The organism is Streptomyces sp. CB02009 (assembly GCF_001905825.1).
Classification (GTDB): domain Bacteria; phylum Actinomycetota; class Actinomycetes; order Streptomycetales; family Streptomycetaceae; genus Streptomyces.
On the sequence record NZ_LIVV01000002.1, the window covers coordinates 1,301,639 to 1,320,804 of the forward strand.

General features: G+C 73.5%; 18 protein-coding genes. 11 read left to right on the top strand and 7 right to left on the bottom strand.

The annotated features are described in order from the left end of the window. Positions 1–229: 229 nt before the first annotated feature. From AMK27_RS12850 to AMK27_RS12870, 5 genes are all read left to right on the top strand, one after another. On the top strand, positions 230–1,216 hold the full coding sequence (locus AMK27_RS12850; protein WP_073906104.1) for a FecCD family ABC transporter permease: 987 nt from the start codon (positions 230–232) through the stop codon (positions 1,214–1,216). After that, positions 1,213–2,010 (top strand): ABC transporter ATP-binding protein, encoded by a 798-nt coding sequence (locus tag AMK27_RS12855; protein WP_073905713.1) that lies wholly within the window; start codon positions 1,213–1,215, stop codon positions 2,008–2,010. The genes AMK27_RS12850 and AMK27_RS12855 overlap by 4 nt, the downstream gene beginning before the upstream one ends. Before the next feature lie 84 nt (positions 2,011–2,094). Further along, positions 2,095–2,916, top strand: a complete 822-nt coding sequence (locus AMK27_RS12860) for a Rossmann-like domain-containing protein (RefSeq protein ID WP_073906106.1) — start codon at positions 2,095–2,097, stop codon at positions 2,914–2,916. Continuing rightward, positions 2,913–4,058 (top strand): GHMP family kinase ATP-binding protein, encoded by a 1,146-nt coding sequence (locus tag AMK27_RS12865; protein ID WP_079188372.1) that lies wholly within the window; start codon positions 2,913–2,915, stop codon positions 4,056–4,058. The genes AMK27_RS12860 and AMK27_RS12865 overlap by 4 nt, the downstream gene beginning before the upstream one ends. Beyond that, positions 3,979–5,022, top strand: a complete 1,044-nt coding sequence (locus AMK27_RS12870; protein WP_073905716.1) for a pyridoxal-phosphate dependent enzyme — start codon at positions 3,979–3,981, stop codon at positions 5,020–5,022. Before AMK27_RS12865 ends, AMK27_RS12870 begins: the two co-directional genes overlap by 80 nt. A gap of 93 nt (positions 5,023–5,115) precedes the next feature. On the opposite strand, the gene AMK27_RS12875 is transcribed toward AMK27_RS12870, so the two are convergent. After that, complete coding sequence (locus AMK27_RS12875) at positions 5,116–5,868, bottom strand: D-Ala-D-Ala carboxypeptidase family metallohydrolase (RefSeq protein WP_241847445.1); 753 nt, start codon at positions 5,866–5,868, stop codon at positions 5,116–5,118. Between the two features lie 243 nt (positions 5,869–6,111). Between AMK27_RS12875 and ligA the strand changes: the two genes are divergently transcribed. Together ligA and AMK27_RS12885 are read left to right on the top strand one after the other, a co-directional pair. Next, positions 6,112–8,193: an NAD-dependent DNA ligase LigA gene (gene ligA, locus AMK27_RS12880; protein ID WP_073905718.1), complete on the top strand. Its 2,082-nt coding sequence runs from the start codon at positions 6,112–6,114 to the stop codon at positions 8,191–8,193. A gap of 325 nt (positions 8,194–8,518) precedes the next feature. Then, the gene (locus tag AMK27_RS12885; protein WP_073905721.1) at positions 8,519–9,127 is read left to right on the top strand and encodes a TIGR03086 family metal-binding protein; all 609 of its coding nucleotides are present in this window, start codon (positions 8,519–8,521) and stop codon (positions 9,125–9,127) included. An 80-nt stretch (positions 9,128–9,207) separates the two neighbouring features. Here the strand turns inward: AMK27_RS12885 and AMK27_RS12890 are convergent, their stop codons facing one another. After that, the gene (locus AMK27_RS12890; RefSeq protein WP_079188373.1) at positions 9,208–10,539 is read right to left on the bottom strand and encodes an MFS transporter; all 1,332 of its coding nucleotides are present in this window, start codon (positions 10,537–10,539) and stop codon (positions 9,208–9,210) included. Positions 10,540–10,750: 211 nt separating this feature from the next. Here AMK27_RS12890 and AMK27_RS12895 point away from each other — a divergent pair, with 211 nt between their 5' ends. Both AMK27_RS12895 and AMK27_RS12900 read left to right on the top strand, forming a co-directional pair. Next, the gene (locus AMK27_RS12895) at positions 10,751–11,287 is read left to right on the top strand and encodes a CGNR zinc finger domain-containing protein (RefSeq protein WP_383398355.1); all 537 of its coding nucleotides are present in this window, start codon (positions 10,751–10,753) and stop codon (positions 11,285–11,287) included. Positions 11,288–11,507: 220 nt separating this feature from the next. After that, entirely contained in the window at positions 11,508–12,179 is a 672-nt protein-coding gene (locus AMK27_RS12900; RefSeq protein ID WP_073906110.1) for an esterase/lipase family protein, read from the top strand. 76 nt (positions 12,180–12,255) lie between these two features. On the opposite strand, the gene AMK27_RS12905 is transcribed toward AMK27_RS12900, so the two are convergent. The 3 genes from AMK27_RS12905 to AMK27_RS12915 all read right to left on the bottom strand — a co-directional run bounded on the left by AMK27_RS12905 (position 12,256) and on the right by AMK27_RS12915 (position 13,523). After that, complete coding sequence (locus AMK27_RS12905) at positions 12,256–12,645, bottom strand: hypothetical protein (protein ID WP_241847447.1); 390 nt, start codon at positions 12,643–12,645, stop codon at positions 12,256–12,258. Positions 12,646–12,744: 99 nt separating this feature from the next. Then, positions 12,745–13,041 carry an SHOCT domain-containing protein gene (locus tag AMK27_RS12910; RefSeq protein ID WP_073905728.1) on the bottom strand — a complete coding sequence of 99 codons (297 nt, stop codon included), beginning with the start codon at positions 13,039–13,041 and terminating at the stop codon, positions 12,745–12,747. Between the two features lie 38 nt (positions 13,042–13,079). Continuing rightward, positions 13,080–13,523: a DUF6325 family protein gene (locus tag AMK27_RS12915; RefSeq protein WP_198955846.1), complete on the bottom strand. Its 444-nt coding sequence runs from the start codon at positions 13,521–13,523 to the stop codon at positions 13,080–13,082. Positions 13,524–13,849: 326 nt separating this feature from the next. Here AMK27_RS12915 and AMK27_RS12925 point away from each other — a divergent pair, with 326 nt between their 5' ends. Then, positions 13,850–14,572, top strand: a complete 723-nt coding sequence (locus AMK27_RS12925) for a dienelactone hydrolase family protein (protein ID WP_073905732.1) — start codon at positions 13,850–13,852, stop codon at positions 14,570–14,572. A gap of 181 nt (positions 14,573–14,753) precedes the next feature. Here the strand turns inward: AMK27_RS12925 and AMK27_RS12930 are convergent, their stop codons facing one another. Then, on the bottom strand, positions 14,754–15,359 hold the full coding sequence (locus AMK27_RS12930; protein WP_073905735.1) for a hypothetical protein: 606 nt from the start codon (positions 15,357–15,359) through the stop codon (positions 14,754–14,756). Then, positions 15,356–17,044 carry a serine/threonine-protein kinase gene (locus tag AMK27_RS12935; protein ID WP_073905738.1) on the bottom strand — a complete coding sequence of 563 codons (1,689 nt, stop codon included), beginning with the start codon at positions 17,042–17,044 and terminating at the stop codon, positions 15,356–15,358. The genes AMK27_RS12930 and AMK27_RS12935 overlap by 4 nt, the downstream gene beginning before the upstream one ends. 478 nt (positions 17,045–17,522) lie before the next feature. On the opposite strand from AMK27_RS12935, the gene AMK27_RS12940 reads away from it, so the two are divergent. After that, the gene (locus AMK27_RS12940) at positions 17,523–19,160 is read left to right on the top strand and encodes an alpha/beta hydrolase (RefSeq protein WP_241847448.1); all 1,638 of its coding nucleotides are present in this window, start codon (positions 17,523–17,525) and stop codon (positions 19,158–19,160) included. Positions 19,161–19,166: the final 6 nt, after the last annotated feature.

Here is a 19,166-nt window from a genome sequence, read left to right on the forward strand (position 1 = left end):
GGCCGTCGCCTCCGGGCAGCCGACACCGGGTCCGCCGGTCCCGAGCGGCCGATCCGGCAGGCCCGGCACGGCCGTAGCCCTCCATCCCACAGCACCCGGCCCCGGAGGCGCCGCCCCAGGAGGACCCGTCCCCGAAGGCCCAGGCTTCATCGGCTTCCGCCCCGGAAGCCCTCCCTCCGAAGGGCTTGGCCTCGTCGACTTCGGCCCCGGAAGCCGACGCCCCCCTCTCCTGCTGCTCGCCACGGCCACCCTCGTGGGCTCGATCGTCGCGGCCGTCCGCATCGGCACCGCCGACACCGGCTGGAGCGATCTGGCCCGCGTCCTCGCCACCCGTCTCGGTCTGGACGTCGAGCCGCTGCCCCCGCTCGTGGACTCGCTCATCTGGGACCTGCGGCTGCCGCGCGTCCTGATGGCCGCGCTCGTCGGCGCCTCGCTCGCCGTGTGCGGCACGGTCCTGCAGGCCGTCACCCGCAACGCGCTCGCCGACCCCTACCTGCTCGGCGTCTCGTCCGGCGCGTCCACCGGAGCCGTCGCCGTCGTCGTCCTCGGGATCGGCGCGAGCACGCTCGGGGTCACCGGCGGCGCGCTCGTCGGCGCGCTGCTCTCCTTCGCGCTGCTGCTCCTCCTGCTGAGGCGTACCGGCCTCGACTCGGTCCGCATCGTCCTCACCGGCGTGGTCGTCGGACAACTGCTCACCGCGCTGACCTCGCTGATCCTGATGGCGTCGGCGGACGCGGACACGACGCGGGCCGTCACGCACTGGCTGCTCGGGTCGATGGCGCCGGCCCGCTGGGACACCGTCGTGGTCTGCGCGATCGTCACCCCGCTGGGCCTGGCCGCGGCGTGGCTGTGCTCGAGTGCCCTCGACGGGCTCGCCTTCGGCACCGACACCGCCGCCTCCCTCGGCATCGGGGTGCGGCACACCAGGATGCTGCTGCTCGTGGTGACGGCCGCGCTCACCGCGGTCGCCGTGGCCACCGTCGGCGCCATCGGGTTCGTGGGGCTGATCGTGCCCCACGGGGTGCGGTTCCTCGTCGGACCGCTGCACCGGGTGCTGCTGCCGTACGCGGCGCTCGCCGGCGCGGTGTTCCTCGTGTGGACGGACGCGCTCGCGCGGATCGCCTTCGCGCCCCGCGAGGTCCCCGTCGGCGTCATCACCGCACTCCTCGGCGTCCCGCTCTTCCTTCTCGTCCTGCGCAGAAGGGGTGAGCTGTGAGGATCGACGCCGAGAACCTGAGCTGGTCGGTGGCGGGCACACCGGTGGTGCGCGAGGTCGGCACGAGCATCGCGTCCGGCGAGACCGTCGGACTCCTCGGCCCGAACGGCTCCGGCAAGTCCTCTCTGCTGCGCTGCCTGGCCGGGCTCCGAGCCCCGGACGCGGGCTCGGTCCGGTACGACGGCGAGCCGGTGGGGGAGTGGAGCGCGCGCAGGATCGCCCGCCATGTCGCCTTCGTCGCGCAGGACTCGGGCGCCGACAGCGATCTGAGGGTCGCCGACGTCGTCGGCCTCGGCCGCACCCCGTTCCGGGACCGCTGGCGCGGAGCGGACGCCACCGACCGGGCGGTGATCGCCGCCGCCCTGGAGGTCGTCGGCCTCACCGCGCTCGCCGGACGCTCCTGGAAGGCCCTCTCGGGCGGCGAGCGCCAGCGCGCCCACATCGCCCGCGCGCTGGCCCAGCAGCCGTACGCGCTGCTGCTCGACGAACCCACCAACCACCTCGACGTGAAGCACCAGCTCGCACTGATGGAGCTCCTGACCGGCACCGAACGGACCGTCCTGGTCGCCCTGCACGACCTGTCGCTGGCCGCCCGCTACTGCGACCGGCTCCTGCTCCTGCACCACGGCCGGCTCGTCGCGGCCGGCGCTCCCGAGACCGTCCTGACGGCCGACCTGCTCGCCGAGGTGTTCGAGGTCGACGCCGAACTCACCACCGACGCCCTGGGGCACCCGGCCGTCAGCTACCGCCGCCCCCTCGGCGCCCCCGTCCCGACACCCCGACCCACCCTCTGAAAGGACCCGGCCTTGACCACGTCCACCTCCCGTTCCCCGCACACCGACCCCCGGCCCGGTGCCGCCCTCCCCGACCCCGTCCCCGTGGCGCTCGCCGTCGACAGGCTCATCGCGGCCGCCCTGGCCGGCGACCACGGCCCGCTCCCCGCCGAACTCGTCGCGACCAGCGTGTTCTGGATCCACCACGGAACCCGCCTGGCCGGCGGCGACACCACCTACCTCAACCAGTACGTCCTCGTCCGTGTCGGCGGCACCTTCGGCGGCTGCGCGTTCGAGGCAGGCGAACTCACCCCGGAGATCTGCCGCGACTTCTCCGGCACCCCGCTCGACGTCCTGCTGCGCGACGCCCCGCGCCCCCTGCGGATCGCCGCCCTCGACGCCTACCTCGCCCACACCCGACCGCACCGGATCGCCGCCGAAGAAGGGGACGCCGAGGCGGTCGCCCTGCCGAGCGGCACGCCGGAGACCCGCGCGACGGCCCGCGACGTGGCCATCGCCGGTCTCCTCGACATCGAGGAGGGCGCGAAGGTGGGCCTCATCGGTGTGGTCAACCCGCTGGTCGCGGCGATCCGCGAGCGCGGCGGCGAGCCCCTGCCCTGCGACTTCAACCTCAGGGCGACCCAGTGGGGCGACCCCGTCACCGACGACATGCACGAGGTGCTCGACCGCGCCGACGCGGTCGTCGCCACGGGAATGACCCTGAGCAACGGCTCGTTCGACACGATCCTGGAGCGCTGCCGCCACCGCGGCATCCCGCTGATCGTGTACGCGCAGAGCGGCAGCGCCGTCGCCCGTGCCTTCCTCGGCTCGGGAGTGACCGCCCTGTCGGCGGAGCCGTTCCCCTTCTCCCAGTTCAGCGCCGAGGAGACCGTCCTGTACCGCTACCGCGCTGCGGACGACGCATGACCCGCGCCACGCACCGGGCCCGTGCCCCGTTGCCGACCCATCCGGCAGTGCCCGACGCCCGGGCCGGAGCCGGGACCACCCCGACGACGGGTGCCGGCCCCGCCACCGCTTCGGGCAGCACCGTCACCGGTACCGGACCCGTCAGCGGGCCCGTCACCGGTACCGGCCACGCGGCCTGCCACCACGGCGAACTCCTCCAGGGAGTCTTCCTCGACGCCGACGGCCGCCGGTGTGCCGGTCTCGTCACCCTCCCCCTGGCCGGCCCCGGCAGCCGGGCCGAGTTCGTCCGCCGGCCCGGCACGCCGCCCGAGGCGCTCACCGTCGTCCCCGCCGACCGCGGGAAAGCGGCACGTGCCGCGGGCCTGGCGGTGACGGAGTGTGCGCGGGAGGCCGGACTGCCGCCCAGCGGAGGGCAGTTGCGGCTCACCGGCGACGTACCGGTGGGCCTGGGCATGGGCAGCTCCACCAGCGACGTGATCGCGACGGTCCGCGCGGTCGCCGACGCGTACGGAGTGCGCCTCGCCCCCGCCGCCGTCGCCCGCCTCGCCGTCGCCGCGGAACGGGCCAGCGATCCGCTGATGCTCGACGCCCGCCCGGTCCTCTTCGCCCAGCGGGAGGGCCGGGTCCTGGAAGTCCTGGGCCCGGCCCTCCCGCCCCTGGCGGTCGTGGGCTGCGTCCTCGGCGGGGGAGCGCCCGTCGACACCCTCGCCCTGCCCGTACAGGAGGTCACCGACACCGACGTCCGGGAGTACGAGCGGCTGCGCGTCCTGCTGCGCCGTGCGATCGGCTCCGGAGACGTACGGCTCCTGGGGCGGGTCGCCACGGCCAGCGCGCGACGCGCCCAGCGCGTGCTGCGACACCCGGAGTTCGAGACGCTGACCGCGATCGCCCGGCGATCCGGGGCGGCGGGCGTCCAGATCGCGCACAGCGGCGCCGTGGCAGGCGTCCTGTTCGACCCCGCCGCTCCCGGAGGCCTGCGCCGTCGCCTGCACGCCTGCCGCCACGCCCTGGACGCCCACGGCATCCCCACCACCCGCACGTTCACCACCAAGGAGTCGCCCGATGGACCAGCACGTCGCCGAGGCGATCGGCCGGCCCGACCTCATACGTCTCGACGACCGTCTCGTCTGCCTGCGCTTTGAGACGATGAAGGTGGTCTCCGCGCTCGCCGCCGTACGCCACCTCCTCGACACCGGAGTCGTACGCCGAGGGGACACACTGCTCGACAGCTCCAGCGGGATCTACGCGTACGCCCTCGCCCTGGCCTGCCACCGGCACGGGATGCGCTGCCACGTCGTCGGTTCCACCACCGTGGACCGGACGCTGCGCACCCAGCTCGCCGTACTCGGCGCCACGCTCGAGCAGATGGAGCCCTGCGACGACCTCAAACTCGACCAGAAGCGACGCGTCGAACGGATCCACGAGATCCTCGCCGCACACCCCGAGTACCACTGGATGCGGCAGTACCACGACGACATTCACTACCTCGGCTACCGCCGCATCGCCGACCGCATCCGCGAGGAGACCGGAACGGAGCGGCTCACCGTCGTCGGCGGCGTGGGATCGGGCGCCTCCACCGGCGCCCTCACCCGCTACTTGCGCGACGCCCCCGGCGACGGGTCGGGCCGTGCCTCAGCCGGTGCCCCGGCCGACGTCGCACTCGTCGGCGTCCAGCCCTACGGCAGCCTCACCTTCGGTGCCCAGCACACCGCCGACCCCGAGATCATCATCGCCGGCATCGGGAGCTCCATCCCCTTCGGCAACGTGTCCCACGAGCTGTACGACACCCTCCACTGGATCTCGTTCGACGCCGCCCTGTCCGGCGCCGTCGACCTCCTGCGCCGACACGCCGTCTTCGCCGGCCTGTCCACCGGCGCGGCCTACCTCGCCGCCCGCCACGAACACGACCGGGCCCCCGAGCGCACCGTCCTCTTCATCGCCCCCGACACCGGCCACCGCTACACCGACTCCGTCTACGCGCGCCACCGTGAAGCGACACCCCTCGCCCGACTCGCTCCCCGGGACGTCGCCGACCAGGCGGAACTCGCCCTTCCCTGGTCCCGCATGCCCTGGAACCGCACGTCGGCCCCGCCACTAGCCGTGTGACGGACACCGGCGGCGCTCGCGGTCACCGCCCTGGGCTGTCGCGGCGATCGCCGCGACAGCCGTCCTTCCCGGGGCGGCCTGGTGCGTCGGGCGTCAGATGCCGCAGCCGGACGCCGACCAGAAGCGGCCGGCCCGGTGGTCGAGGTGGGTGTGGTCGCCGTGTCCGGGGTAACCCGGACCGAGGATCCCGTTGAAGCCGTGGTTGCGGGCCTGCTGGGCCAGGCGGCACAGCGAGTGGGGTCCGGCGCCGAGGTCGGCCGCGTCACCGTAGAGGTGGCGGCTCGACGCGGCGCCGCCGACCGCGTCGTTGCAGGCCTGGCTGCGGAAACCGCTGGTGACGCGGATGCTCTGGTCGCCGAGGGCGTGCCGCAGGGCCTCCAGCTTCCACATCGTGCGCAGGGCGTTGGACTTGGCGGTGGCCGCGCTCACGGCGCCGCCCGCCCAGGTGGTGTTGCAGTCGTTGAGCTCGGCGTAGGAGAAGTGGACGGGGGTGCAGTCGTCGTCCTGGAGCGCGTAGAGCTTGCTGAACGTCGCGGGGCCCGCGACACCGTCGGCGGCCAGCCCGTAGGCGGCTTGGAAGCGCTTGACCGCGGCCGCCGTCCCGGGGCCGTAGGCGCCGTCGATCGCCAGCACCCCGCCGTAGCCGGGATACCCGGCCACGCGGATCTGCAAGGCCGTGACATCGGCGCCCGAGGCGCCTTGGGAGAGGGTGCGCGACCAGGTGTAGCAGCCGTCGGCCTGGGCGGTGCCGGCGGTGGCGACCACCCCGCCCAGCGAAGCAGTCATGATCATGACAAGTGAGAGGAGCAGGCGGAGCGGCAGGGAACGCAGGGGGTGTCGGGACATCGATCCTCCATGGCCTCACGAATCCGGGGTGACCCAGGGCTGAGAGTCCCCCCGAGACTGACGGCCCGGTCGACGCGCGTCAACCACGCCGGAGCGGGCGTCATTTGTCGAGCCAATGGCGCTTCCTCGGCCCACCCCGCGCCACGGCCCGGCGAGCGGAGCCGACCCGTTGCGCGAGGCGCACCGACCCGGCCCCCGTCGGGCTCGCCGGTCATTGTCAGACCCTCGCGAGAGGATCTCCTCATGACGACGATTCCCGCCGATGAGGCGCTGTCCGGCCTGTCCGACCTGCCCTCCGTGTCCGACCGCGCCGCGTACGAGGCCGCTCTCCAGCACCTCCGCGAGGCCTCGCGGTCCTACTACGCGGACGGCGACAGCACGATGGACGACACCTCGTACGACCGGCTGCGCCTCGCCGTGCTCGCCTGGGAGGAGGCGAACCCGGCCGACGTCGCCCCGGACAGCCCCACCGGCCTGGTGGCCGACGGCGCCGCCCCGGCCGGCGACGTCGCGCACACCACCCGACTGCTCAGCCTGGACAACGTCTTCGACGCCGACGGTCTGGTGGCCTGGGGCGCCTCGGTCGAGCGCCGCCTCGGCCGTGCCCCGGCCGGTGGCTTCACCGTCGAGCCGAAGATCGACGGCGCGGCCGTGGCCGCCCGCTACCGAGGCGGCCGCCTGGTGCAGATCATCACCCGCGGCGACGGCAGGCACGGTGAGGACGTCAGCCATGTGATCGGCCAGATCGACGGTCTGCCCGAGCAGCTCGCCGAGCCGGTCACCGTCGAGGTCCGGGGCGAGGTCGCCTTCACCCAGGAGCAGTTCGAGACGGCGAACGAGGTCCGCGCCGCCCACGGCGCGCAGGTCTTCGTCAATCCCCGCAACGGCACGGCGGGCACGCTGAGGGCCAAGGGCCGCCCGTACCGGCTGCGGATGACGTTCTGGGCGTACGGCGTGGTGGAGCTGGACGGCGTGCCGTTCCTGCCGGCGGGAGCGACCCACGCCGAGGCGCTGGCCGCGGTGGCCGACGCCGGGGTGCAGACGACCGCGGCCTCACCGGCGGGGCTGCTCGTCGTCCCGGACCTGGCCGCCGCCCAGGCGCAGGCCGACGCCGTCGCCGCGATACGTACGGACCTGCCCGTGGGAATCGACGGCCTGGTCATCAAGCTGAACGACGCGGGCGAGCAGGAGGCGGCCGGACTCGGCTCCCGCTTCCCGCACTGGGCCATCGCGGTCAAGCTGCCCGCCATCGAGCGGCAGACGGTGCTCGAGGACGTCGTGTGGGAGGTCGGCCGCACCGGCGTCCTGGCTCCCACCGCCCTCCTTGCCGCGGTCGAGATCGACGGATCGACGGTCACCCGGGCCACCCTGCACAACCCGGCGGACATCCGCCGTCGCGACCTCCACATCGGCGACACGGTGACCGTGTACAAGGCGGGTGACATCATCCCGCGCGTCCAGGCGGCGGTCGTCCCGCTCCGTCCGGCCGGAGCGACCCCCGTGCCGCTGCCCGAGGCCTGCCCCCGCTGCGGCGGCGAGATCAGCACGGCCCAGGAGCGGTGGCGCTGCGCGAAGGGCACGGCGTGCGCGCTCCCGGCCCTGATCGAGTACGCCGCCGGGCGCGAGATGCTCGACATCGACGGCCTCGGCAAGACCTACGTGGCGGCTCTGGTGGAGTCGGGCGACGTCCTCGACGTCGCCGACCTCTTCACGCTGACCGTGGAACAGCTGACCGCCGCGTCCGGCAGCGCGAAGCGGGGGGCCAAGCTCGCCGAGCAGATCGCGGCCGCGAAGGACCGGCCCCTCAACCGTGTCTTCTGCGCCCTGGGAGTGCTCGGCACCGGGCGCAGCATGTCCCGCCGCATCGCCCGGCACTTCGGCACCATGGAGGCCATCCGGCAGGCCGACGCCACCGAGATGCAGGACGTCGAGGGGATCGGCCCGGAGAAGGCGCCGGTCGTCGTCGAGCAGGTGGCGGCGCTGGCCCCCGTCATCGACAAGCTGGCGGCGGCGGGCGTCAACATGACCGAGCCCGTGGACCCCTCCGCGGCCCAGGGCGGCGGACCGCTGGAGGGCAAGGTCGTCGTGGTCACCGGAAAGATGGCGGGCCCGCTGGACGGCTTCGGCCGCTCCGAGATGAACGCCCTGATCGAGAAGGCGGGCGGTCGCGCGGGAAGCAGCGTCAGCGCCAAGACGTCCATCCTCGTGGCCGCCCCGTCCGCGAACGGCAAGCCGAGCTCGAAGGCGGTCAAGGCCGCCGAACTCGGCGTGGAGGTCCTCTCCCCGGAGGCCTTCGCGGCGCGGGTCGCCGACTATCTGGCTTGAGGGCTTGAGGGCTTGAGGGCTTGAGGGCTTGAGGGCTTGAGGGCTTGAGGGCTTGAGGGCTTGAGGGCCCAGGGCCCCGGAGCCTGATGGGCCGATGAGCTGATGAGGGCGGGGGCGCGGCGGTTCGCCGCGCCCCTCGTGCCGCCGCAGGGCGACCATGGCACGCATGCCGGAGCCGGGCAGCCGGCGAACCGAGACGCCACCCCCTGACGAGGCACCCGGGGCTGCTCAGCGGCCGCCGTCCGGATCGGGAGCGCGGCCACCGATGAGTTCGCGTGCCGCGCCCGGTCCACCCTGTATCACTCACGCGCGCAAGGAGCGGCAGATGACCGAACCGACGACGTTCGACCTCGGGCCACAGACCCGCGTCGTGGCCCGCCTCGCGGCGGCAGTCCCCGACGAGCGGCTCACCGACCCGACGCCCTGCCCCGACTACGCGGTCCGGAACCTCCTGGGCCACCTCACCGGGCTTGCCGTTGCCTTCCGCGACGCGGCCCGCAAGGACCTGGGGTCCACGACGGACACGTCCCCCGACACCGCGGTGCCCTCCCTCCCCGCCGACTGGCGCGAGGTGCTGCCGCAGGTGCTGGACGAACTGGCCGAGGCCTGGCGGGACCCGTCCGCCTGGACGGGCATGACCCGCGCGGGCGGAGTGGACCTGCCGAGCGGCATCGCGGCGGCGGTCGCCGTCGACGAACTGGTGATCCACGGCTGGGACCTGGCCCGGGCCACCGGCCAGGAGTACACCCCCGACGTCACCGCGCTCGACGCCGCGCACGCGTTCCTGCTGGCGGCCGCGGAGGACGAGACCCGGGGCGGAGGCATCTTCGGACCCGTGAGGTCCGTCCCGCACGACGCACCGCTCCTGGACCGGGCGGTGGGCCTGAGCGGCCGGGACCCGGGCTGGACGCCGGGGGTGACCCGCGCCCGCTGAGGGAGACGGTCGGCGGGGGAACGGCGACCGTGCCGCCCCCCGTCGGGCGAGCGTGCCGCCCCCGTCGCCCCACCGGCGCGTCAGTCGTGCGCAGGAGCGGGAACTCCTTCGGGAGCAGCGGCGGGAACACCTTCGGGAACAGCGGCGGGAGCGGCCTGGGGCCCGGCGCCCTGCCCCGTCGCCTCCGCGAGCGCCCGAGGGGTCACGGTCCGCAGGAACGGCACGATGATCACGAGCGTGGCGAGGGCGAACACGGCGAAGGCGGTGCGGATCCCGAACCACTCGGCCAGGACGCCGACCAGGCCGGCGCCGAGCGGCATCGCGCCCCAGCTGAAGAGCCGCGCCGCGGCGTTGTACCGGCCGAGCATGGCGTCGGGGACGAGCCGTTGGCTGATGGTCCGTGAGTTCACCGTCCACAGGATCCCGCCCATGCCGCCCAGGAACGCACCACCGGCCACGACCCAGAGGCTCGTGGAGAGGACCGGGGCCGCGACCATGGCGGCGGTGCCGATGAGGTCGGCGAACATGGACCAGCGTCGACCGAGCAGACGGTTGACGCTGGTGACGGTGACCGCGCCGACCAGCCCGCCGGCGCCGAGTGCGCTGAGCAGCAGGCCGTACTCGCGGGTGTCGAGGTCCATCAGCGTGGTGGCGACCAGCGGCATCAGCGCGAGCCATGCCCCCCAGCAGGCGGAGAGCACGGTCAGCGCGAGGGCCATCAGCCGCAGCAGGCGCTGCTGCCAGAGGAACCGGACTCCTTCGGCGATGCGCTGGTTGACGGAGCCCGCCGGGCGGGCTCCGTCCGCCGCCGGCTTGAACCGGCCCACGAGCAGGAGCAGGATCAGCGTGCCGATCAGATAGCCGACCCCTGTCCAGCCCAGCGCCACACTGGCGCCCGCGGCCACCAGCAGGCCGCCGACGAACGGACCGCAGAACTCGTTGCAGGCGGTCTCGGCGCCCGCCACCCACGCGTTGGCCCGCTCCCGCCCGGCCGGGGCCACCAGGGAGGGGACGAGCGTGGCGGCGGAGGTCAGTGCGACCACCTCGGCGACGCCGAGCACCAGACCCGCGGCGTACAGGGCGGGGACGGTCACCGCCTCGCGCAGCGCGAGGACGAGCAGGGCCGCGACGACGAGCATGCGGGCGCCGTCGGCGAGCCAGAGCAGCAGCCGTCGGTCGAACCGGTCGACGAGGACGCCGACGTGCAGGGCGACGAGAAGCCACGGGAGCGTGAGGGTCAGCGCCACTCCGGCGATCTGGGCGGGAGAGTCGGTCAGCCGAGTCGCCATCAGAGGCAGGACGACCTTGGTCACGCCGTCGGCGAGATTGGTGAGGGCCGTGAAGCCCACGAGCACCGCGGTGTTGCGGTTGCTGTGATCCGGCGGAGCCGCCCTGCTCGTCGCCCTGGTCATCGGCCCTCCCCGCCCTGTCACCGACGGTGTCTTCGGTGCCTCCGGTGCCGACTTCTGATCTGCGACCACACCATCCATAGCTAACCCCCTAAAGCTCTTTGGTGGTCAGTATGGCAGGGGTATCGTGGGAACGCAGTACCGAACCGGCCATCCGTCCCGACAGACCGAGGACGGATGGGTGAAACAACTCCCCATGGAAGGCGGCGCGTTCGTGCTCGACCCGTCCCCGGCCGCCGCGCTCGTCGAGGCCTTCACCAACACCGTCGACCTGGAGAGCGGCGACGACGACGTCGCCACACCCGCCGCCCTGGCGGACTGGCTGGCGGCCCGGAGCCTGGCGGAACCGGGCCTGCGGCTGACCGCCGACGAGCACCAGGCCTTCCTGGTGCTGCGTGCCGGCATCCGGGAGGCCCTCGACGCCGACGACCCGGTGGCACCGGACCACCTGGCCCTGGCCGACGCGGTACTGGCCGACGTCCCGGTCCTGGTCTCCCTCGGCAGCCCTGGCGCACCCCTGACCCCGGCCCCCGGCGGCCCGCCCGCCCGCACCGCCCTCGCCCGGCTGGCGGTCGCCTGGGCGGAACTCGTGCTCACCGGCCACGTCCACCGGCTCAAGCGCTGCGCGGAACACACCTGCGGATGGGTCTTCTGGGACGCCTCGAAGAACCACAGCCGCCGCTGGTGCTCGATGCGGGTGTGCGGCAACCGCACGAAGTCCCGCAGATACGCGGCCCGGCAGCGCGACTGAAGAGCCTGGCGACGCGGCTGAAGGTCCCGGCAGCGCGAGGGAAGGGCCCCCAATGGCGCGGGGGTCCCGCCACGGCGTGCGCACCGATCCCCCGACGTACGAGGGCTGTTCTTCCAGGCCCCGAGGCCCCACCATGCTCCTGACTACTCGTGCGTCACACGTCGTAGGGGGAAGTGTGTGGAAGCCCGGTTCCCGTATCGCCGCCCGGATCGCCGTTCCGATGCTCGCCGCCGCCGTGTCCTTGCTCGTGCCCGCCGCCACGGTCCGGGCCCAGGTCCCGGTCCGGAGCGCGGTCGCCCACACGCCGGTCGTGTTCGTCCACGGCTACAACGCCGACCCCGGAGTGTGGGGCGGCCTGCGTGAGGACCTCAAGGCCGACGGATACACGGACGGCGAGCTGTTCTCCTTCGGCTACGACACGCACCGGTCCGTGAACGAGGTGCTGTCCGGTCAACTCGCCGCGTACATCGAGGGCGTGAAGCGCCAGACCGGTGCGAGCCGGGTCGACCTCGTCGCGCACTCCTTCGGCAGCCTCGTCACCCGCTGGTACACGAAGCACGACCCGGCCGGCCAGGCCTCGGTCGCCCACTGGGTCTCCCTCGCCGGTCCCAACCACGGCACGAGCACCGCGTGGGCCTGCGCGCTGTGGGACCAGGCGTGCCGCGACATGACTCCGGGCTCGTACGTCCAGAAGGGCCTCGCGTCGGGCGACGAGACGCCGGGGAGCGTCCGCTACGCCACCTGGTGGTCCAGCTGCGACGAGGTCATCAACCCCGACAACAGCGTCCCCCTGACCGGCGCGACCAACAACGCCGCGGGCTGCCTGGCCCACAACGACCTCCTCGGCGACGACACCGTCTCCCAGGGAGTGCGCGCGTTCCTCCGCTCCTGAAGACCGCGGGGGTCCGGCCCGTAGCCGCCCCCTGCGCCGGCACGACCGGCTCAGGGGGCGGCTACGGGGGGCGTCTTCACAACGCGGTCAGGCGGAGGTCCCCGGCCCAGCCGTCGCAACGGACCCGACCGTCGGGGAACGAAAGCTCCAGGGCGATCCGCCCGGTGCGCGGCTCGTGTTCCTCCCGCACTGCCAGGATGCGCTCGCCGATGTGGCGTGCCAGCGGAGTCTCGTCGCGGAGCGGTCCCACCGTGACGAGCCCCGATTCGCCCATGTCGTACCCTGCGTGCGGCTCGGAGACCTCGACACGCAGACACCAGTCGGATCCGGTCGTGACGAGGACGGGCGTCCGCTCCTCGTCGACCAGCCACACATCCAGTGGACCCGTGGGAGCAGAACCGCCGTACACGTGCCACGACGCGACGACCTGCGTCACCCGACGCCCCACCAGGCTCTGAACACTCATCCCGGCACCGTGCAGCGGGCACTCGTTCGACTTCTCGGACTCCATCGTCCGACCGTACCGCCGACAGAGTCCCAGCTCACAGCCCTGTCCGGGCCCTCGTCAGTCCTGGAGGATCCTGCGCTTCTGTTCCTCGAACTCGGTGTCGGTGAGCACGCCCTGATCCTTGAGCTCGCCGAGCTGCTTCAGCTGGTCGATCTTGCTCGACATGTCGGAGGCGGCCGGAGCGGGCGCGGGCGGCGCGGCCGCGGGGGGCGGTGGCGGCGGGGGAGCCGCGTACTGCTGCTGTTCCTGCGCCGCCCAGCGTCCCTGCTGGCGGCGGCTCACCCGGTTCGATACGGCGGTGGCGGTGCCGGCGACGACGGCCGTGCGGGCGACACCGCGGAGGAGGCCTGGCATGGAGGTTCCCTTCTTTCCCGACTGACGTCGGTCGGGGCTCAGAGAGTGTCGTCCGTGGAGTCGAGCGCGGCCATCAGGGCCGGTACCGGAATGCGTCCGGAGGCGACCACCTGGGCGCCACCGCGGGCCAGGGCGGCCGCGAACGGCGCGGCCCAGCGGTTCTCGTAGACGAGGACACCGGCGGAACTGCCCGGCTGCAGGGCGCTCGCCGCCTCCTCGAGGTCGTCCTGACCGAGGAGTCCCGAGGACACGCCCTCGAAGACGGCCAGGTCGAGCTCGCCGTCACCGGTGAGGTCGGCGATCTCCAGGCCGCTCACGGAGCCGTCCTCCTCCTTCCTGACGAACGTCAGGTCGAGGATGCGGATGAGGCCACGGTCCACGAGATCGACCAGGAGGGGCAGGCCCTCGCCGGTCATTCGACTGCCTGGGAACTCCACGATCAGATAGTCGATCGGTCCCAGTTCTTCCGCTTCGTCGTTCACGGCGCAACCCCTGGTGTCGTGGCTCTCTCGGTGGATCCATTCCATCACCGGGCGGGTCCACCCGCATGTCGGTACGAAGGCTCCTCGCCCGACCGGGACCGGCCTCCGACCGGCCTCCGACCGACCCCGGACCGAACCTCCGAGGCCATCGGGAAAACCGTTGGCGGACGACGGCGACCGTTGCTAGCCTCGCGGAGGCCGTGCGAGAGAACGAGGAGGTGGTACCCGTGAACGCAGTATCGACATGGGTGCTCCCCTCCGGGGTCACGGTCGGACGGTAGGCCGTCCGGGAGCGCCGTTCATGAGCCCTCCCGAAAGGCACGACCGTGCACTTCACTTCCGAAAACCGCCTCGACGACGGCGTCCTCGAGCGCGCATTCACCCTCGGCGAGATTCCCGGCACCCTGTGGACGCCTGGATCCGGACCGGCCCCGCTGGTCCTGATGTCCCACAACAACGGCCTGCCCAAGGCGGACCCCCGATTCGTGGCCAGGGCCCGGTACACCGCGTCGCGCGGCTACGCGGTGGCCGCCATCGACGCCGCCGGGTGCGGCGACCGTCCCCGTTCCGCCGCCGACGAGCAGGTCCGTGCCGAACTCCGGCGGGCGCTGCAGGCCGGTGAGCCGACCGACGAGATCTTCGAGTCCTTCATCGGCCCGCTGGTCGAGAACGCGGTCCCCGAATGGCTGACCACCCTGGACGCCGTCCTCGGGCTGCCCGGGATCAGCGGCCGGGTCGGGTACTCCGGGGGATGGACCGCCCTCGGCATCCGGCTGGCCGTGGCCGAGCCGCGCATCGCGGCCGCGGGCTTCTTCGCCGGGGGATTCGTACCCCGCGCCCAGCGCGAGGAGGCCCGGCAGGTGACGATTCCACTGCTGTTCCTGCTGCAGTGGGACGACGAGGGAAACCCCCGGCAACGGGCCCTGGACCTCTTCGACGCCTTCGGCAGCAAGGAGAAGACGCTGCACGCCAACCTCGGAGGGCACACCGGTACCCCGGGGTTCGAGCTGGAGGACGGGTGCCGGTTCCTGGACCGGCACCTGAAGTGACGCCGGGCCGCACGGCGGGCAGCCGACGGTAGTCGCCGCCCACCGGACCGCCGCCGTCGAGGACGGGCCCCGGCCCTCCTCGACGGCGGCACGCTCCGTCCCCTGTACCTCCTGCGCACCACGCGGAGGGCTCAGGCGGGATCGGGAGGTACGGGACACGTGCCGCTCGTCGGCCGGCCCATCAGTCGCAGTCGTACGTGAACGTCGCCTCCGAGGAGTGGGTACCAGGGGAGGTGATCACGAGCCGTGCCACCGCCCGGTGGGTTCCGGGCCCGTGGAAGGTCCACAGGAGATGGAGACGCGCCTCCTTCTGCCCGCGGGCCAGCTTCTCGGTCAGGACACCGGACCGGGTGCCGTCGCTGCGTTCCCAGCGGTACGTGAGGGTGCCGGGACGCCCGTCCGTGCGGACCAGGCCCACCACGTCCGCCGTTCCGTCGCAGCCGAGCCGGGCACCCGGTGCGCTGACCGCGACATCCCGCACGGCGACGCCGGGACCGTACTGCCGCCAGGCGAGGAAGACCAGGACGGCGACCAGGACGACGGCGGCGAACGCGTACCGCCACGGCCGTCGGGAGCGGGCGGGCCGTGGCGCGGGGACACCGGGGAGCGTGCCGTGCCAGATCTCGACCACCGTGGGACTGTTCTCGGCCCGCCGCAGGGCCGCGGCGGTCACGCCCGGCCCGAACCGCAGCACCTCGCCCTCCACCCGGTCGGGTGTCGCTTCCGGCGTCGGACGCTCGAACCAGTGGCTGCCGAGCTCGGTGGCGCTGTAGTCGTCGTCGTTCATGAGATCACGCACCGCCGGATGAAGATCTGCTGCAGGGAACCGCCGTTCGAGGCGGCGGGATCCGTGGTCGCGCGCAGGCCCCAGTAGCAGCCGGCGCCCCGGACGTCATGGGCGAGCGTGAGCGTGTACTGAGTGGCTCCCTCGCGCTGGTAGGACTCGGCGCCGTCGGGTGCGCCCGGTGCTCCCTTCTCGTCCCCGGTGAACCACTCGACGCGGATCGTCACCGGCCCTGTCCCGTCCGTCGTGACCTCGACGGTGCCCGAGGCCGTGGTCGGCCCCGTCTGGCGCAGGCTCGTGACGGAGACCGCCGTCACCACGACGGGAGGAGGCGGCGGAGTCGTGGTCGTGGGTGTCGCGGTCGGAGTCGTGGGCGTGGGCGCGGTGGGCGATGTCGAGGTGGGCGTGGGCGTCGGCGGAGACGTCGAGGGCGGCGCCGTCGTCGTGTCCTCGGTGGGCGGCCCGTCGGAGGTGGCGCTCGGTTCGACGCTGCCGGACGCGGAGGGCTCCGTCGTCGACGCCGACGGAGACGGTTCCGGACTGTCCGAGTCCGAAGGCGACAGCGAAGGCGACGGCGGTGACGTGTCGGGGCCGGGCCCGGACGTGCCCGGCCCGGTGCTCGTCGTCGCGAAGGCCTCGGCGGCCTTGTCACCGTTCGTCCCCTCGACACCGGCCCGCGCGGCGAGAGCGAGCAGCAGCGCCAGGACGAGCGCGGCCGCACCCGCCGGTACTCCGCGGGGGAGACGCCATCGGGGGCGCGGCGGCGGCGTCGGCAGCGTGGTGGTGGCGAACACGGTCGTGCCCTCCGACACACCGCCGCCCGAGGAGGGGAGGAGCAGCGGCAGCAGAGCCGCCAACGCCGCCAGCCGTCCCCTGCCGCGCTCTTCCCAGTCCGGCCCGTAGGCCGCCGCGGCCACCGCTTCCAGCTCGGTCACGAACGCCGCCGCGTTCTCCGGCCGCTCGTGCGGGGACTTGGCCATGCCCCGGCGGATCAACGGGCGCAGCGGCTCAGGGGCCTGACCGTCGGGCACGGGCGAGTCGATGTGGTGCAGGGCGAGCTCGGCGAAGTTGTCGCCGGTGAACGGCTTGCGGCCGGTCAGACACTCGAAGAAGGTCGCGGTCGCGGCGTAGACGTCCGCCGCCGGTGAGGCGGGAGCGCCGTTCCACTGCTCGGGCGCCATGTAGGCGGGCGTTCCGGCGACACCCGGTGTGGCGCCCCGGCCGGCCGCGATCCCGAAGTCGACCAGCTTGGACGACCCGTCGGCGGCGACCAGCACGTTCTCGGGCTTGTAGTCGCGGTGCACGACGCCCGCGCGGTGGGCGGCGGCGAGCCCCAGGAGGGAGCCCTTGAGCACGACGAGAGCGGCCTCGGGGCCCGTCGACCCCTCGCGCGCGATGAGCGCACGCAACGCGACGCCGTCGACGAGCTCCATCACGATGGCCGCGCCCCGCGGCGCCTCGACGTACTCGTACAGTCCCACGACGTACGGACTGTCCAGTGCCCCGAGCAGCCGGGCCTCGGACCGGAACCCCCGCACGAACGGCTCGTCCGAACGGAACCGCTCACTCAGGTACTTCACGGCGACCGGCAGCCCGGTCTCCTCGTGCGTGGCGAGCACCACCCGCCCGCTGGCTCCGGCACCCAGCTCCCGGGCTTCGGTGTACCCCGGCACCACCCATGCGCCCATGCCCGTCCCCCTGACGCTTTGGCCGACTTTCCCCCTCACAGGGACAGATTCTCGCCACGGCCGGTTCCCCGGGGAAGGGGGCGAAGGGGCTCGTTCCCGAACCCGGCCCGCGGGAGGGGCCCATGGGAAGCCGGAGGCCCGGGGGAGCGGGCCGGACCGCCTCGGCCGTGATCGACTGACACGGCGGCGGAACGGGACGACCTGCGGGCCCTGCCCCCTTGCTGGACGCCGTAGAGGCGGCCATCGACGCGGCGACCGGTGAAGGCGCCCCCAGCCACTTCCGAGCCCTCCGCCCCACCCTCGTCTCGTGATCCCCCTGCGTACGGCGAACGTCTGCTCCGAGTGGACTCCTTGAGTGGTGCGCCTCCCGCGGCGGACGCAAGCTGGCGTGCGCCGACCCCGCCGGACCACGCGGCGGGCGGCCACGCCCACGCGCCCCGGCCCAGAGCGCCGGGGAATGCCCGAGAAATGGGATCACATGGCGGAACAGCACATCGGTCCGGACGGCCTGCCCTCGGTTCGAGGGACCGTCAGGACCGGACGGCGCCGAACGGCGCGGCACATCCCCCCGGCGGGGAGCCCCCACCGCACGCGGACCAGGACGGCGCTCGTCGCGGCCGCCCTGGTCGTGATCGGCGCCCTCGGCCCCACCCCCGGCAGCGCCCTGTCGCCCCCTGCCGAGGGGCCACGACCAGGACCCCCGGCACGCTTCGTGCCCGGTCCGTGCCCCGAGACGCCGGAGCCGATCCCCGGGCGCTGCGGGTTCCTGGAAGTGCCGGAGAACCGCACGCGCAAGAAGACCCGCACCATCCGGACGACCGTCGCGATCATCCCGGCCGCCTCGGCGAGGCCCGCCGCGGACCCGGTGGTGTTCATGGAAGGCGGTCCCGGTGGCGACGCGATCGGCGCCATCCCCTTCCTGGTCGCCTCCCAGGTGAACCGGGACCGCGATCTGATCGTCATGACCCAGCGCGGCGCTCTCCACTCGCAGCCGAACCTCGCCTGCCCGGAGATCGACCGGTTCAACGCCACCGCCGTCGGGCTGCCCTACGACGCCCCGTCCACCGGGCGCGGGCTGGTCCGCGCGGCCAAGGAGTGCCGCGACCGCCTGACCGCCGACGGCGCCGACCTCGCGTCCTACAACACCACCGAGAACGCCGCGGACTTCGCCGACCTCCGCACCGCCCTCGGCATCAGGAAGTGGAACGTCTACGGCTACTCGTACGGCACCGACCTGGGCCTCACCTACCTGCGCAGACACCCCCAGGGCATCCGCACCCTGGCGATCGACTCGGTCGTGCCGCCCCAGACCGTGAGCCTGCCCTGGGCCTGGGACAGCGCCCAGGAGGGCATCAACGCGATCTTCGCGGCCTGCGAGGCCCAGCCCGCCTGCGCGTCCCGCTACCCGGAGCTCTCCCGCACGCTCACGCAGCAGGTCCGGCGCCTGGAGGCGAACCCCCTCACGCTCACCGTGCCGCCGCCCGGCGGCGGAACCCCGGTGAAGGTCGTCCTCGACGGGGGCACCCTGGTGAACCTGCTGGTCGCCGACGGCCGCCTGGTCCCGTCCGCCGACGTCCCTGCCGCGCTGTACGAGCTCGCCGCCGGCAACCCGGAACGCCTCGCGCGGGCCCAGGCCGCCGGCGCGACGCCCGCCGTCGGCGAGTTCGCCCACGGTCTGACGCACTCGGTGGCCTGCGCCGAGTGGGCGCCCGGCTATTCGAAGCGCGACGTGCTGAAGGCCGGCCGCCGAGCCTTCCCCGGCTTCCCTGACTCCGTGCTCGCCCACGCACCGCAGCTGCCGTTCGAGCACGACCTGTGCCGCGCCTGGAACGTGCCGGACCGCACCGCGGTCCAGCGGATCGCCACCCACAGCGAGGTGCCGGCGCTCATCATCACCGGCACCTTCGACGCGAAGACCGGCGCCGGCTGGGGGCCGTTCGCCGGCCGCACGCTGCCCCGCTCGACCGCCGTGGTGGTCCCCGGGATCACCCACTGGGTGGTGCCCCAGGAGCCCTGCGCCGCCTCGGTCCTCGTCTCGTTCCTGGCCCGGCCGACCGCGCCCGACACGGGCTGCGTGGCGGGTGTCGTGCCCAAGCCCTTCACCATCATCCCCTGACCCGGA